Raw genomic sequence first — 14,650 nt, 5'->3', positions numbered from 1 at the left:
ACGGCGGGCCACGATCTGTGGGGGATGTCGATGGATGCTGTGCGCGTGGTCGAGGGCGAGGTGCGCGAACTCATCCGTCGGCGCGGTCTCGACCCGGCCCTGCAGATCGCGGAGGTCCAGCACCTGGTCGACGACGCCGTGGCGGACTACGAGGAGCGTTCCGTCCTCGGGATCCTTCCCCCACTCGGCAGGCTCGATGTTGCGCGCAAGCAGGTCTACGACGCCGTCGCCGGTTTCGGCGCGCTCCAGCCCCTCCTCGATGATCCGACCGTCGAGGAGATCTGGATCAACGCCCCCTCCGAGGTGTACATCGCGCGGGACGGCGAGTCCGAACTCACGGCGCTCTCCCTCACCGACCAGCAGGTCCGCGACCTCGTCGAGAAGATGCTCACGTCCTCCGGCCGCCGCCTGGACCTCTCCTCGCCCTTCGTCGACGCGTCCCTCCCCGACGGTTCCCGCCTGCACGTGGTGATCCCGGATGTGACCCGCAGGCACTGGTCCGTGAACATCCGCAAGTTCATCGCGCGCGCATCCCGCCTCGAGCACCTCGTGGAACTGGGGACGCTCAGCCCGCAGGCGGCCCGGTTCCTCGGGGCGGCGGTGACGAGCGGGCTGAACATCCTGGTGTCCGGGGCCACGCAGTCCGGGAAGACCACCCTGCTCAACTGCCTCGGTGCGTCGATCGGTCCCCGCGAGCGCGTGATCACGGTCGAGGAGATCTTCGAGCTGCAGCTGCCGCTCCGCGACGTCGTGGGTCTGCAGTGCCGGCAGCCCAATCTGGAGGGCACAGGGGAGATCCCGCTGCGACGCCTCGTCAAGGAGGCGCTGCGCATGCGCCCGGACCGCCTGATCGTCGGCGAGGTCCGTGAGGCCGAGAGCCTGGACATGCTCATCGCGCTGAACAGCGGCTTGCCCGGCATGTGCAGCGTGCATGCCAACAGTGCGCACGACGCCGTCACGAAGATCTGCACCCTGCCGCTCCTCGCCGGGGAGAACATCTCGAGCAGTTTCGTGGTGCCGACCGTCGCCTCCTGCATCGACCTCGTGGTGCACTGCGCGCGGCTCCCGGGCGGCCAGCGACGGGTCATGGAGATCATGGCCCTCGGGCGTCGGGTGGAGAACGGCGTCATCGAGTCGTCCTCTGTCTTCCGACGCGTCGACGGCGTCCTACAGCTCACCGCCAGCGGAATGCCTGCGGAGGAGAAGTTCGCCGCCGCGGGCGTCGACGTATCCGCCCTGCTCGGGGCCCGCACATGAGCACCGCCGTCGGCGTGGCCCTCGGCGCCGGACTGTTCCTCGTGTGGTGGTCCTGCTGGGAGCGCCCGGTGACGGACCGCAGGGGACCACCACGACGGCGGCTGCTCGACGATCTGCTCCTGCGCGCCGGCGTCGAACGCGTCTCGGCGAACGGGCTCCTCGCCTCCTGCGTGGCGGTGGGCCTGGTCGTACTGCTGATCGGCTTCGTGCTGACAGGATCGGTCCCGATCGCGCTGTGCTTCGCACTGTTCGGCGGCTTCCTCCCGTTCTCGATAGTCCGGTGGCGCGCGGCCAGGCGCACCGCCTCCCTCCGCGAACTGTGGCCCGACGTCGTCGATCACCTCCGATCCGCCATCCGTGCCGGTCTCTCCCTGCCGGAGGCACTCATCCAGCTCGGGGAGAAGGGCCCGGTCGAGCTGCGGTCGGCCTTCCAGGCGTTCGGCGCTGACTACCGCGCCGGCGGGCGCTTCGACGACGCGCTCAACCGGCTCAAGGAGCGGCTGGCGGATCCCGTGGCCGATCGCATCGTCGAGGCGCTCCGGATGACGCGGGAGGTCGGCGGCTCGGACCTCGGGCGGCTGCTCGGGACGCTGTCCGAGTTCCTGCGCGATGCCGCCCGGACACGCAGTGAGCTCGAGGCACGGCAGTCCTGGACGGTCAACGCCGCCCGCCTCGCCGTCGCCGCGCCCTGGATCGTCCTGCTGCTCCTGTCGACCCGCCCCGAAGCCGTGCGCGCGTACGACTCCGCGGCCGGTGCCGCGGTGCTGCTCGGCGGGCTGCTGATCTCCGTGGTCTGCTACCGCATCATGCTCCGCATCGGTGCGCTGCCCGAGGACGAGAGGGTCCTCCGGTGAACCCCGTCATCGCCCTGGCGGCCCTCGCCGGGTTCCTCCTCGGAGTAGGACTATGGCTGGTCGTCGTGCGGCTGCCCGTCATGCGGCCGGTCACCCTGACACAGCGGATCGCTCCGCAGCTGCGGGCGGTCGACGTCCGATCCCGGCTGCTCACCGGGACCCCGGCCGATTTCACGCCGTTCGGCCCGCTCGAACGCATCATCCGGCCGCTCCTGGCGGACGCCGTGGCATGGTCGCACCGCTTCAACCCCGCGGCAGCGACCCTCGCGCGCCGGCTCGCCCAGGCGGGCCGCGGACAGACGACGGCGGACTTCCGCGCCCAGCAGCTGCTCTGGGCCGCCGGGGGACTCGCCGGATCGACCCTCGTCATGGTGCTTCTGGCTGCCTCCGGCTCGGCCAACCTGCCACTGGCCGTCGTCCTCGTCCTGGGCTGCGCCGTCTTCGGGTTCGTCGGACGCGACTACCTCCTGTCCGTGGACATCAGGCGCCGGGAGGCCCGCATGCTCGCGGAGTTCCCGAGCCTCGCCGAACTCATGGCTCTCGCCGTGTCGGCCGGCGAGAGCACCACGGGTGCGCTCGAACGCATCTGCCGGACGGCGCGGGGTGAGCTCGCGGGCGAGTTCGGTCTCGTGCTGGCTGCCACCCGCGCCGGGACACCCCTGGTGGACGCGCTGCAGGAGTTCTCGAAACGCACGCGGCTGGCCCCGCTGGCCCGGTTCGTCGACGGCATCACCGTCGCCGTCCAGCGAGGGACGCCGCTCGCGGACGTCCTGCGCGCCCAGGCGCAGGACGTCCGCGACCTGGCCAAGCGGGATCTGATGGAGTCGGCGGGCAAGAAGGAGATCGCCATGATGGTGCCCCTGGTCTTCGGCGTCCTTCCGCTGACCGTCCTCTTCGCCGTCTATCCCGGAATCGCCCTCATCAACCTCGGTTTCTGATCACGTGTGGCACGGAAGCATCACGACAGAGCACCACGACAGAGCATCACAAGGCATCACTCGACGAGGAGACCCCATGAGAATCCTGACCGCAGTACAGCGCACCGTCCTGCTCCTCCTCGCCTCGCTGGCAGCCTCGGCGGCATCACTCGTACGCAGGGCGCCGGCCGACGACCGCGAACGCGGCGACGTCCCCGGCTGGGTGATGATCACGCTCATGTCCGCCGTCCTCGTCGCAGCGCTGCTCGCGATCGCAGGGCCCGCCCTCGAGGGCCTGTTCAACCAGGCGATCGATCAGGTCTCACCCTAGGTGCCGGCCCATGCAGCAGGACCTCCGGGCGGCCGGCGGGCGAGGCGCCGCCGCCACGGCGAGCGCGGTGCCGCCGTCGTCGACTTCGCCCTGGTCGGAGGCCTCCTGACGGTGATCTTCATGGCCGTCGTCCAGCTGACGCTCGTCCTCCATGTCCGCAACACCCTCATCGATGCCGCCGCGTCCGGCGCCCGCTACGGGACGCTCGCCGACCGGAACCCCGAGGACGCGGTGGCGCGCACGGAGGAGCTGATCCGCGGCTCCCTGGCCGATTCCTACGGTTCCGACGTCGCCGTCGGTGAGAGCACGGCCGCCGGCGTCAGGACGCTCGAGGTCGTGGTCAGGGCGCCCCTGCCGGTCATCGGCCTCATCGGCCCCGCCGGCATGCTGGAGGTGCGCGGCCATGCGGCCCTGCCCTCGTGAGACGGACGCCGGTCGCGGGGGCCTGGGCGGCCGGCCCGGCGCCCGGCGCGTGCGCCGGGCGCGCATTGACGTGCGCCGCGGCCGGGACGAGCGCGGCAGCGCGGTGGTGGAGTTCGTGTTCCTGGGCGTGCTGCTGCTGGTGCCGGTCGTCTAACTCGTGCTGACCGTGGGCCGGCTGCAGGGCGGGTCGTTCGCCGTTGTCGGTGCAGCGGACCAGGCCGCGAAGGTGTACGTGGACGCGCCGACGCCGCAGGACGCCGATGCCAGGGCGCGGGCGGCCGTGCGGGTCGCGCTCGCCGATTTCGGGTTCTCCGAGGAACAGGCCACGGTGGACATCGCCTGCAGCGCCGCGTGCCTCGCGCCGGGGTCGACCGTGACCGTCGTCGTCAGCCTCGACGTCCCGCTCCCGCTGATCCCCGCCATCGCGGGGACGCACCCCTCCGCCGCCACGGTGGACGCGGCCGCGACGCAGCTCGTCGAGCGGTTCGGGTGAGCACCGCCGGCGCCGGATCCGCGGTGCACCCTGATCGCGGGGAGGACGGGCAGGTCGGCGTCCTGGTCATCGGTTACCTCCTGGTCTCGCTGCTCGTCGTCACCGTCGTGCTGGCCGTCTCGTCCGTATATATAGAGCACAAGAAACTGCTCTCGGCGGCCGACGGTGCGGCGCTGTCCGCCGCCGACGACTACAGCATCGACGTCGGTATCGGCGGGTCCGCCGTCGGGGGCGCGACACCGCTGCCGGCGCTGCGAGACTCCGGCGTCGAGCAGTCGGCCGCGGGCTATCTCGCCGCGACCGGGGCCGGGGCCCGTTTCGCGCAGCTCACCATCGACCCGGCGACAGGCGCCCCCGACGGGCGCACGGCACGGGTGGTCCTCACCGCCGTGGTCCGTCCGCCCATCATCAGCGTCCTCGTCCCGGCCGGGATCCCCATCGTCGCCCGTGCCGACGCCCGCGCCGAACTGACCCGGTGACGCCCCTCCGGCCGTGACCGGCAGCCGCATCGCCGGGCGGATCCGGCCCTCGCGGCATGCCGGAAGGGATGACGTAGGCTGGAAGGACCATGGCAGCCACTGATTTTCCCGCAGAGATCCGCGCCCTCAGGGCCAAGTACACGTCCATCGAGCAGGTCTCCGACGTCGAGGGGATCCGCAAGGACATCGACGAACTCAGCGAGGAAGCCGGTGCCCCGGACCTCTGGGACGATCCCGCCGCAGCGCAGAAGGTCACCTCGAAGCTGTCCCACCGGCAGTCCGCCCTCGAACGGCTCCAGACGCTCGAGAGCCGCATCGACGACCTCGAGGTGCTCGTGGAGCTCGCGCAGGACGAAGGCGACGAGGACTCCCTCGCCGAGGCCGAGAAGGAACTCGTCTCCCTGAGCAGATCCCTCGACGACCTGGAGATCGTGACGCTACTGGCCGGCGAATGGGACGAGCGCGAGGCCGTGGTGACCATCCGTTCGGGCGCCGGGGGAGTGGACGCCGCCGACTTCGCGGAGATGCTCCTGCGCATGTACCTCCGCTGGGCCGAGCGCCACGGCTATCCGACGCAGGTCCTCGACACCTCCTACGCGGAGGAGGCGGGCCTGAAGTCGGCGACGTTCGAGGTCAAGGCGCCCTACGCGTTCGGGACCCTGTCCGTCGAGGCCGGCACGCACCGTCTCGTGCGGATCAGCCCGTTCGACAACCAGGGCCGCCGGCAGACGTCCTTCGCCGCCGTCGAGGTCATCCCGCTCATCGAGCAGACGGACGTCATCGAGGTGCCTGACAATGAGATCCGCGTCGACGTGTTCCGCTCGTCCGGCCCCGGCGGCCAGTCGGTCAACACCACGGACTCCGCCGTGCGGCTGACCCACCTCCCCACGGGCACCGTCGTCTCGATGCAGAACGAGAAGTCGCAGATCCAGAACCGCGCCGCCGCGATGCGCGTCCTCCAGTCCAGGCTCCTCCTGCTGAAGAAGGAGCAGGAGGATGCGGAGAAGAAGGCGTTCGCCGGGGACGTCAAGGCGTCCTGGGGTGACCAGATGCGGTCCTACGTGCTGAACCCGTACCAGATGGTCAAGGATCTCCGGACCAATCACGAGGTCGGCAACACCTCGGCCGTCTTCGACGGCGAGATCGACGACTTCATCGACGCGGGGATCCGCTGGCGCACCAACAACCGGAACGACGCCGCGTAGCCGCTACGCGAAAAGAGGGCTCGAGCACCTGTTTTCGCCGCGATCTCTTGCGTGCGACACACCGGGGCGGTAATGGGCGCTGCGTGATGCCCTCGCTATAGTCGAGGAGCCGTGGCTTCCTTCCCCCAGCCAATGCCCGTGCCCGGCGCATCAGGGCGCTTAAGTGGTCATGATCCGATTCGACAACGTCACGAAGACCTACGATCAGCAGTCCCACCCTGCCCTCGACGCGGTCTCCCTCGACGTCGATCGCGGCGAGTTCGTCTTCCTCGTGGGCGCCTCGGGATCCGGGAAATCGACGTTCATCCGGCTGGTCCTCAAGGAGGACCGCGTATCGCGCGGCGCCGTGTACGTCGCGGGCCAGAACGTCGCCAACATCCCCAGCTGGCGCGTGCCCCGTCTCCGCCGCGGCATCGGCGTCGTGTTCCAGGACTTCCGCCTGCTGCCCAACAAGACGGTCTTCGCCAACGTGGCGTTCGCGATGCAGGTCATCGGCAAGAGCCGCGCCGTCATCCGCGAGACCGTCCCCGACGTCCTCGCGACCGTGGGCCTCGAAGGCAAGAACAACCGCATGCCGCACGAACTCTCCGGCGGTGAGCAGCAGCGCGTCGCGATCGCACGCGCCATCGTCAACCGTCCCGGCATCCTGCTGGCCGACGAGCCCACGGGCAACCTCGATCCGACGACGTCCATGGGCATCATGAAGGTGCTCGACCGGATCAACCAGAACGGCACCACCGTGGTCATGGCCACGCACGACGACGACATCGTCAACACGATGCGCAAGCGCGTCGTCGAACTCCGCAGCGGCTCGGTGGTGCGCGACGACGCCCAGGGCATCTACGTGGGCGACGCGCGGGCCGACGTCCCGGTGGGGGCCGAATGAGGCTCGCGTTCATCCTGTCCGAGATCGGCTCGGGCATCCGCCGGAACCTGTCCATGGTCACGTCCGTGATTCTCGTGACCTTCATCTCCCTGACCTTCGTCGGTGCAGCCGGGCTCTTCCAGCTCCAGATCGGCCAGATGAAGGGTTACTGGTACGACCGCGTCCAGGTTACGATCTACCTCTGCGTCGGCAACTCCTCGGAGACGAGCTGTGCCACCGGCCCCGTGACGGAGGAGCAGCGCACCGCGATCCAGGCGAAGCTCGAATCCGAGCAGTTCGCCCCGTACGTCGACACCGTCACGTACGAGTCGCAGGAGGAGGCGCTCGGCCACTTCCGCGACCAGTTCGCCAACTCGCCGATCGTCGACTCCGTCACCGCGGAGCAGCTCCCCGAGTCCTTCCGGGTGAGCCTCGTGGACGCGGAGAAGTACGAGGTCATCGACGAGGCCTTCTCCTCGGAGCCGGGTGTCGACGCCGTCAGCGACCAGCGGGACTTCCTCGAGGCGATCTTCCGCTACATGAACTGGGCGTCCGTCGTCGCGCTCGTGATCGCGGGCATCATGACGTTCTGCGCCATCCTGCTCATCGCGACCACCATCCGCCTGTCCGCGTTCAGCCGTCGCCGCGAGACCGGCATCATGCGCCTGGTCGGGGCGTCCAAGGCGGTCATCCAGCTGCCGTTCGTCCTGGAGGGCGTCATCGCGGCCGTGATCGGCGCGGTCCTCGCCTCGGCGACCCTCTGGGGCGCGTCCCGGTTCGTGATCGACGGCTGGCTCGTGAAGACCTTCCCGCAGACGGCGTTCATCTCGTCCCAGCAGGTCCTGATCCTCGTCCCCGCACTCATCCTGCTGGGGGCCGTCCTCGCGGGGCTCTCGTCCCTGCTCACCCTCCGACGATACGTAAAGGTCTAGCATCATGCCGCTCAGCGCCAGGGGACACGTGCGCCCATCAGGATCCTCCTGGTGGGCCCGGCAGGACAGGCGGGCCTTCGTGGTCCGCGCGACGGCGGGCAGCTCCATCGCCCTCGTCGTCGCGCTCGCCCTCGGTTCGACGCCGGTCGTGGCCGACGAACTCGACGACCGCAAGAGTGCCCTCGAGAAGGAGATCACCGAGGTGCAGCAGTCGATGGAGTACCTCGACTCCGACATCGCCGAGACCATCGGGACCCTGAAGACGTACCAGGGCCAGCTCCCCGCCGCCCAGCAGGCACTCGCCGACGCCCAGGGCAAGGTCGAGACCGCCGCCGGTGAGGCCGAGGCCCTGGCGGTCCGCGTCGAGCTGGCGCAGGAGACGAAGAACAAGATCTCTGACGAACTCCGCGCCGACCAGCAGCAGATGGACGCGACCCGCGAGGTCATCGGCCAGATCGCGACCGAGGCGTACAAGAACGGCGGGGTCCCCACCAACGTGTCCCTGCTGCTGGGGGCCGACGACGTCGAGGACTTCACGGAGTCCATGGACCTCGTGGACCAGGCCCTGCGCAGCCAGAACGCCGCCATGGAGCGCCTCTCGGAGCAGAACGCCACGAATGCCAACAGCCAGGCGCGCCTCGTCGCGGTGGAGGCGGAGATCTCCAAGCTGAAGGACAAGGCCGACGCCGCCCTCGCGGCGGAGCAGTCCGCACGGGACGCCGCCGCCGCCGAGAAGGGGAAGGTGGACCGGCTCGTCGCGGACACCTCGGCACTGTCCGAGAAGCTCCAGGCGCAGAAGCCCGTCATCGAGGCGAAGCTTGCCGGCGTCGAGAAGGCCCAGCAGCAGGTCAACGCCGATCTCGCCGAACGCCAGCGCCGCCAGATCGAGGAGGCCCGCAAGGCGGAGGAGGCACGGCAGAAGGCCGAGCAGGAGCGCCTCCGCGCCGAGGCCGAAGCCGCCGCCGCTGCCGAGCAGGCCCGGCGCCAGGCCGAGGCGGAGGCCGCGGCAGCAGCCGAGACGGCGCGACGGGCCGCCGAGGCGGAGGCCGCCAACCGCCCGGCCCCTGCCCCCGTGCAGCCACAGGCGGTCGCGCCGGTCGCTCCCGTCATCCCGGTGGCGCCCGTGCCGGCCCCGGCCGGTCCCAGCTCCTTCGGCCTCAGGGCCCCCGTCAGCGCCCCGATCAGCTCGGGCTTCGGGTTCCGTCCCACACCGGTGGGCACCATCGACTTCAACGGCACCGGCGGGTACATGCACACCGGGATCGACTACGGCGTGGGCTGCGGCACCCCGCTCTACGCCCCCGCGGCCGGCGAGGTCTGGTACGCGGACTCCAACGTGCTGCCGGGCGCCGGGAACAGGATCGTCCTCAACCACGGCGTGGTCGGCGGCAACGCCCTCGCGACCAACTTCTACCACCTGACGAGCTACCTGGTGTCGCCCGGCCAGCGCGTGAGCGCCGGCCAGCTGATCGGCTACACCGGGACCACCGGCAACTCGACCGGCTGCCACCTGCACTTCGAGACGATGCTCAACGGCACCCTCGTGGATCCGATCGGTTTGTTCTAGGTCGTAGGATGGAAGGCACTGTCCACCCGCGGACCGCCGTCCGCAGCAGTGTCGTACGAAGGAGAGTCGCCGTGCCGAAGGAAAGTGGCCGGAAAGTCGTGGCCACCAATCGGAAGGCCTTTCACGACTACGCCGTGCTCGACACGTACGAGGCGGGCATCGCGCTCATGGGCACCGAGGTGAAATCCCTGCGCGCCGGACGCGCCTCGCTGATCGACGGCTACGCCGTCTTCTACGGCAACGAACTCTGGCTCGAGGGCATCCACATCTCGGAGTACTCGCAGGGCAGCTGGACCAACCACGCCGCCCGCCGCCGCAGGAAGCTGCTCCTGCACCGCGAGGAACTGACCAAGATCTCGCAGAAGATCCGGGAGTCGGGCTTCACCCTCGTCCCCCTGCAGCTGTACTTCCTCAACGGACGGGCCAAGGTGGAGATCGCCGTCGCCCGCGGCAAGCGGGACTACGACAAGCGCCAGACCCTGCGCGAGAAGCAGGACAACCGGGAGGCGCTGCGCGCCATGCGCGAGAAGAACCTCGGCGCGTGAGCGACGTCTTCTGGGAGGCCCAGGAGGACGAGGAACCCGAGGTCTCCGAACTGGCGTACCGGCGGCCCTGGTGGGTCACCGGCGGGGCGCTCGTCGACCTGATCATCCTGCTCGCCGTGGTGCCGGTCGGGATCCTCTCGCTCATCCCGTTCGTCTTCCTCGTCTACGTGTTCTTCGCGCAGCTCCTCGTCTGGATCTCGCCCGTGCTGCTGGTGCTCAACATCGCCATCTTCTGGTGGAGCTTCCGCCGCAAGCAGGCGGCGACCACCGCGCTGGCCGCCCTCGGCATCGCCTTCGTCACGCTGGCGTTCGTCGTCGTGCGGCTCTGGCAGTCGCCCGTCGTCGTCCTGGGTCTCACGCTGGCCGACTAGGCTGCCGCCGTCCCGCGTCTCACGCCGGCCGGCCGGGCCGCCGTCGTTCTCCCTCGGCGAAGCCTTCCCGGGCGGCCCCGCAGGTGCGGTAGACTGCTGGAGTCGGACGGGCCGGTGGGCCCCCCCGGCACAGGGATCACTTGATAACTGAACATGGGGATGACAGGTTTCGACGATGTTAGTCGCGACAGGGGAAGCGGGCCGAGGATACAGGGTTATCTCGTAAACGCTCCTTGTAAAACAATAAGTGCCGAACAAAAGCGCACTGACTTCGCTCTCGCTGCCTAAGCAGCCTGACTAGTCCGTCAGCCCGGGTTTGCTCTCGCCCCGGATCCTGGCGTCATTTAGAGGGCCACTGCTCCCGATCCTCGTTGTAGGGATCGGGGGGACTCTTATACAACTGGGCTTGGCAGCCACTCGTTCGCACGATGGCTGAAGCCGAGAAAAACCGACGCGAACTGCGCCCGGAGAAGCCCTGACAACACTGCATCGGACGCGGGTTCAATTCCCGCCATCTCCACCACCGACCAAGCGCTCCACCGGGATCCGGCGGGGCGCTTCGTCGTTCCCGGGCCCGAGCGGTCGCCCTGGTCCCGAGCGGTCGCCCCGGTCCCGAGCGGTCGTTCCCGGGCCCGGAGCGCGAACTACACTGGGGCAATGAGCTGGACCGACCGGCCGCCGCCGTGGCTCCCGCCACTGCCGCCGCCTCACAGGGGACGTGCTCTGATCGTGCTCGGCTGGATCCTCGTGGGCGGCACGTTCGTCTACATCTTCGTCATGAGCTATCTCGGCGGCACCCACACCCTGCTCACCCTGGTGCCGCTCCTGCTCGGCCTGCTGTGCCTCATCATCGGTCTGCTGCGGCGGGACACCCGCCCGCGATAGCGTGTTGCCGCAACAGTTAGTTACACGATAAAAATAAGCAATGACCTTCGAACCCCTCCACCTCTCACGCGGAGGCACCAGCGTGGTGCTCGAGCCCCATCCGCACGGACTGCCGGCCCTCACGTACTGGGGCCCCGACCTCGGTGACGCAGGGGACCTCGCGACCCTCGCCGCGGCGCAGCAGCCGCAGCGCGTCTCCGGGGGCATCGACGTCCCGGCGCGCCTCACCCTCGTGCCGCTCGAATCCGCGGGCTGGCAGGGCACACCCGGCCTGACCGGGGACCGCTCGGGATCCCACCTCCATCCGCGCTTCACCGTCGTCTCGGTCGACTGTCCGCCCGGAGCGGCGACCGCCGTCATCGAGGCGCGCGACGACGACGCCGGGCTCGCGCTGACCGCACATGTGGGCCTCTCGGCGTCGGGCCTGCTGACCCAGCGCCTGGTGCTCACCAACACGGGCGACGACGACTACGAGGTGCGCTCGCTCCACCTCTTCTTCCCGCTCCACCACACCGCCGCCGAGGTGCTGGACACCACCGGCCGCCACCTCCGCGAGCGGTCCCCCCAGCGGCACGCCCTCACCGCGGGCACCTATGCGCGGACGAGCCGGCGCGGTCGGCCCGGGGCGGACGCCACCGTGCTGCTCGCGGCGGGCGCCGCCGGCTTCGGCTTCGAGCACGGCCGCGTGCAGGGCGTACACCTGGCATGGAGCGGCAACCAGCAGGTCCTCGTGGAGAAGACCCCCGCGGGGGCTGCGTTCCTCGCGGCGGGCGAGGTGCTCTCGCCCCGCGAGGTCGTGCTCGCGCCGGGGGAGAGCTATGCCACGCCGGAGGCCGTCGGCTCCTGGGGTGAGGGGCTGAACGAACTCTCGGGACGCTTCCACCGGGATCTCCGCGCGAGGACGTCGCATCCGCAGCGGCCCCGCCCCGTGACGCTCAACACCTGGGAGGCCGTGTACTTCGACTTGGATCTCCCGCGCCTGCTGGCGCTGGCCGACCGGGCGGCGTCCCTCGGCGTCGAACGGTTCGTGCTCGACGACGGCTGGTTCCGCGGGCGGCGGGACGACACGTCGAGCCTCGGCGACTGGTACGTGGACGAGACCGTCTGGCCGGACGGGCTGGCACCGATCATCGACCACGTGCGCGGGCTGGGCATGGAGTTCGGGCTCTGGTTCGAACCCGAGATGGTCAACCCCGACTCCGACCTCGCGCGGGCCCACCCGGAGTGGATCCTGCAGCCCGAGGGTCGGCTGCCCCTGCCGGGCCGGCAGCAGCAGGTCCTGAACCTCGGGAATCCCGACGCCTACGCGTACATCCTCGAACGCCTCGACGACATCCTGACGGCCAACGACATCGCCTACGTGAAGTGGGACCACAACCGCGACCTGCTCGAGGCCGCCGATGCGCGCACCGGGCAGGCCGCCGTGCACCGCCACGTCCTGGCGCTCTACCGGCTGCTCGACGAGCTGCGGCAGCGCCACCCCGGCCTCGAGATCGAGAGCTGCGCCTCCGGTGGTGCCCGCGTGGACCTCGGCATCCTCGCACGCACGGACCGCATCTGGACGAGCGACTGCATCGACCCGATCGAGCGGCTCGTCAACCAGAAGTACACGGGCCTCGTGGTGCCCCCCGAGCTCATGGGGATGCACGTCGGCGGGCCGGTCTCGCACTCGACCGGCAGGGCGCACACCCTGCCCTTCCGCGCCGGCACGGCCGTCTTCGGGCACTACGGCATCGAGTGGGACATCTCCGATCTCACGGACGAGGAGTACGCGGTCCTCGGCCGGTACGTGGAGCTGCACCGGTCGTGGCGCCGGGACCTGCACCGCGGCACCGTCCTCCACGCGGACCTCACCGATCCGGCGATGGACCTGCGCGGCGTGGTGTCGGAGGACCGCCGCCGGGCGCTCTTCGGCTATTCGCTGACGGCCTCGAGCGCGAGCTACCCGCCGGGGCCCCTGACGTTCCCCGGCCTCGAGCCGGACACGCTGTACACCGTGCGGCCGGCCGTCCCGGAGGAGGGGCACCCCGGCAACGGGCAGTCGCCGCTCGCCTGGCTGCAGGCGGCCCTCGACGGCGCGCCGCTCCGGCTGCCCGGTCGGGTCCTGGCCCAGGCAGGGCTCCAGGCGCCCGTGCTGCTGCCCGAGCAGACGCTGCTGATCGAGTTCCACGCCGCCGGCTGAGGCGACGTGGTGGGGCTGGGGCGGGCCGGACGCCGGCCGCGCCCGCGCGTCCTCGGTCAGCCGGCCCCGGTCAGCCGGCTTGCGTCAGGCGGTGAGGGTGCTGCCGTACAGCGACAGGAGCGCGTCCAGGCCGCCGTCGCGCATGGCCCGGCGCTGGCGCTCGGCGCCCGTGCCGCGTTCCGCCGCGGCCGCCAGAGCGTCCCGCACCTGCCCGGTGTCGCCCTCGGCCTCGAGGGCGGCGCCGACGTGATCGAGGAAGGCCTCGAGGTGCTGCCGCGCGGGCACGGGTTCCGCGGTGGCGAGGTCCACGAGATGGTGTTCCATGCCGTCCCGCGCACCCTGCCAGAGCGCGGCGTCGAGCAGTTCCGGGTCCGGCACGAGGGGCTCGGTGTCCTCCTCGGCGTCGTGCAGGGCTGTGACGACGAGCGCCCGCGTCAGCGCCCCGAGCAGCACGGCGTCCCCGGCCTCGAGCTGCACGTCGCAGGCCCTCAGCTCCAGGGTCGGGTAACGGTCGGAGAGCCGGGCCACCCACGTCAGCACCCCGCGATCGAGGATCGCACCCGTCGCGCTGAGGGCGGTGATGCGTCGCTCGTAGTCGGCGGCGTCGGCGAACCAGGGCGCCACGCCCTGGACGGCCCACCGCCGGTAGTGGACGACCCGCCAGCTGCCGAACCCGCTGTCCCGGCCGAGCCAGTACGGCGAATTCACCCCGAGGGCCGTCAGCAGCGGGATCCAGGGGCGGATCCGGTTCAGGGCCTGGACGCCGCGCTCCTTGTCCGGCACGCCGACGTGCACGTGCAGGCCGTTGACGAACTGGTCGCCCACGATGCCCGGAGCGGTGGCGCGCAGATCCTCGTAGCGCTGCTTGTCCGTCAGCTCCGGATAGGCCTGCGGGATCCAGGGCGCCGTCCCGGTGGCGGCGCCGACGGTCCCGACCTGTGCCGCGGCGTCGGCGAACGTCCTGCGGAAGGTCAGCAGGGAGTCCTCGGCCTGCGCCAGCGTCTCGCACACGGGGGTCGCCGTCTCGATCTGGCAGGACAGGAGCTCGCGCTGGATCTCGTCGTCGCCGATCTCCGGCACGGCCTCGAGCAGTGCCTGCACCCCCGCCGCGTGGTGGGCGGGCAGTCCGGACACCGGGTCGAGGAGCAGGTACTCCTCCTCAAGTCCGAGCGTGGTCATAGGGGACTCCATCAGGGTGTCGGGAACGGGGCATCTGGAACAGGGTGGGAACGCTGCGGGAACAGGGCGGTGCGCGGCAGGCGCGCATCCCGATCAGTCTAGGAGCGGGCGCGGCCCAGGGGCGAGCGCGCGGGTGCCGTGGCGCGTCCGACGGCCGGCGCGCAG

Annotated in this window: 17 protein-coding genes and 1 other RNA gene; 17 read left to right on the top strand and 1 reads right to left on the bottom strand. The window is 70.5% G+C overall.

The annotated features are described in order from the left end of the window. Positions 1-30 precede the first annotated feature (30 nt). The 17 genes from V6S67_RS11935 to V6S67_RS11855 all read left to right on the top strand — a co-directional run bounded on the left by V6S67_RS11935 (position 31) and on the right by V6S67_RS11855 (position 13,306). On the top strand, positions 31-1,257 hold the full coding sequence (locus tag V6S67_RS11935) for a CpaF family protein (RefSeq protein ID WP_334210447.1): 1,227 nt from the start codon (positions 31-33) through the stop codon (positions 1,255-1,257). Continuing rightward, positions 1,254-2,111 carry a type II secretion system F family protein gene (locus tag V6S67_RS11930; protein ID WP_334210446.1) on the top strand — a complete coding sequence of 286 codons (858 nt, stop codon included), beginning with the start codon at positions 1,254-1,256 and terminating at the stop codon, positions 2,109-2,111. The genes V6S67_RS11935 and V6S67_RS11930 overlap by 4 nt, the downstream gene beginning before the upstream one ends. After that, positions 2,108-3,049, top strand: coding sequence for a type II secretion system F family protein (locus tag V6S67_RS11925; protein WP_334210445.1), 942 nt, complete (start codon positions 2,108-2,110; stop codon positions 3,047-3,049). The genes V6S67_RS11930 and V6S67_RS11925 overlap by 4 nt, the downstream gene beginning before the upstream one ends. A gap of 76 nt (positions 3,050-3,125) precedes the next feature. Continuing rightward, positions 3,126-3,359: a hypothetical protein gene (locus tag V6S67_RS11920; protein ID WP_334210444.1), complete on the top strand. Its 234-nt coding sequence runs from the start codon at positions 3,126-3,128 to the stop codon at positions 3,357-3,359. A gap of 120 nt (positions 3,360-3,479) precedes the next feature. Then, a complete protein-coding gene (locus V6S67_RS11915) occupies positions 3,480-3,782 on the top strand; it encodes a pilus assembly protein (RefSeq protein WP_442884881.1) in 303 nt (100 codons plus the stop codon). Next, a complete protein-coding gene (locus V6S67_RS11910; RefSeq protein WP_334210442.1) occupies positions 3,763-3,936 on the top strand; it encodes a hypothetical protein in 174 nt (57 codons plus the stop codon). Before V6S67_RS11915 ends, V6S67_RS11910 begins: the two co-directional genes overlap by 20 nt. A 3-nt stretch (positions 3,937-3,939) precedes the next feature. After that, positions 3,940-4,275: a hypothetical protein gene (locus V6S67_RS11905; protein WP_334210441.1), complete on the top strand. Its 336-nt coding sequence runs from the start codon at positions 3,940-3,942 to the stop codon at positions 4,273-4,275. A 23-nt stretch (positions 4,276-4,298) separates the two neighbouring features. After that, on the top strand, positions 4,299-4,754 hold the full coding sequence (locus V6S67_RS11900) for a pilus assembly protein TadG-related protein (protein ID WP_334210440.1): 456 nt from the start codon (positions 4,299-4,301) through the stop codon (positions 4,752-4,754). Between the two features lie 89 nt (positions 4,755-4,843). After that, positions 4,844-5,959, top strand: a complete 1,116-nt coding sequence (gene prfB / locus V6S67_RS11895) for a peptide chain release factor 2 (RefSeq protein ID WP_334210439.1) — start codon at positions 4,844-4,846, stop codon at positions 5,957-5,959. 169 nt (positions 5,960-6,128) lie between these two features. Continuing rightward, positions 6,129-6,845, top strand: a complete 717-nt coding sequence (gene ftsE / locus V6S67_RS11890; protein WP_334211587.1) for a cell division ATP-binding protein FtsE — start codon at positions 6,129-6,131, stop codon at positions 6,843-6,845. Beyond that, a complete protein-coding gene (ftsX, locus tag V6S67_RS11885) occupies positions 6,842-7,756 on the top strand; it encodes a permease-like cell division protein FtsX (protein ID WP_334210438.1) in 915 nt (304 codons plus the stop codon). Before ftsE ends, ftsX begins: the two co-directional genes overlap by 4 nt. 4 nt (positions 7,757-7,760) lie before the next feature. Continuing rightward, the gene (locus V6S67_RS11880; RefSeq protein WP_334210437.1) at positions 7,761-9,323 is read left to right on the top strand and encodes a peptidoglycan DD-metalloendopeptidase family protein; all 1,563 of its coding nucleotides are present in this window, start codon (positions 7,761-7,763) and stop codon (positions 9,321-9,323) included. Positions 9,324-9,394: 71 nt separating this feature from the next. Continuing rightward, positions 9,395-9,868 (top strand): SsrA-binding protein SmpB, encoded by a 474-nt coding sequence (smpB, locus tag V6S67_RS11875; RefSeq protein ID WP_334210436.1) that lies wholly within the window; start codon positions 9,395-9,397, stop codon positions 9,866-9,868. Continuing rightward, complete coding sequence (locus V6S67_RS11870; RefSeq protein WP_334210435.1) at positions 9,865-10,239, top strand: hypothetical protein; 375 nt, start codon at positions 9,865-9,867, stop codon at positions 10,237-10,239. Before smpB ends, V6S67_RS11870 begins: the two co-directional genes overlap by 4 nt. A 155-nt stretch (positions 10,240-10,394) precedes the next feature. Then, positions 10,395-10,762, top strand: a transfer-messenger RNA (tmRNA) gene (ssrA, locus tag V6S67_RS11865). Between the two features lie 134 nt (positions 10,763-10,896). Beyond that, on the top strand, positions 10,897-11,124 hold the full coding sequence (locus V6S67_RS11860) for a hypothetical protein (RefSeq protein ID WP_334210434.1): 228 nt from the start codon (positions 10,897-10,899) through the stop codon (positions 11,122-11,124). A gap of 40 nt (positions 11,125-11,164) precedes the next feature. Further along, positions 11,165-13,306, top strand: coding sequence for an alpha-galactosidase (locus V6S67_RS11855; protein WP_334210433.1), 2,142 nt, complete (start codon positions 11,165-11,167; stop codon positions 13,304-13,306). An 84-nt stretch (positions 13,307-13,390) separates the two neighbouring features. On the opposite strand, the gene V6S67_RS11850 is transcribed toward V6S67_RS11855, so the two are convergent. Further along, complete coding sequence (locus V6S67_RS11850) at positions 13,391-14,485, bottom strand: carboxylate-amine ligase (RefSeq protein ID WP_334210432.1); 1,095 nt, start codon at positions 14,483-14,485, stop codon at positions 13,391-13,393. Positions 14,486-14,650 lie beyond the last annotated feature (165 nt).

The organism is Arthrobacter sp. Soc17.1.1.1 (assembly GCF_036867195.1).
GTDB lineage: Bacteria > Actinomycetota > Actinomycetes > Actinomycetales > Micrococcaceae > Arthrobacter_D.
The sequence above is the reverse complement of the archived record's forward strand: the minus strand, read 5'-3'. Positions and strand labels throughout refer to the sequence as shown.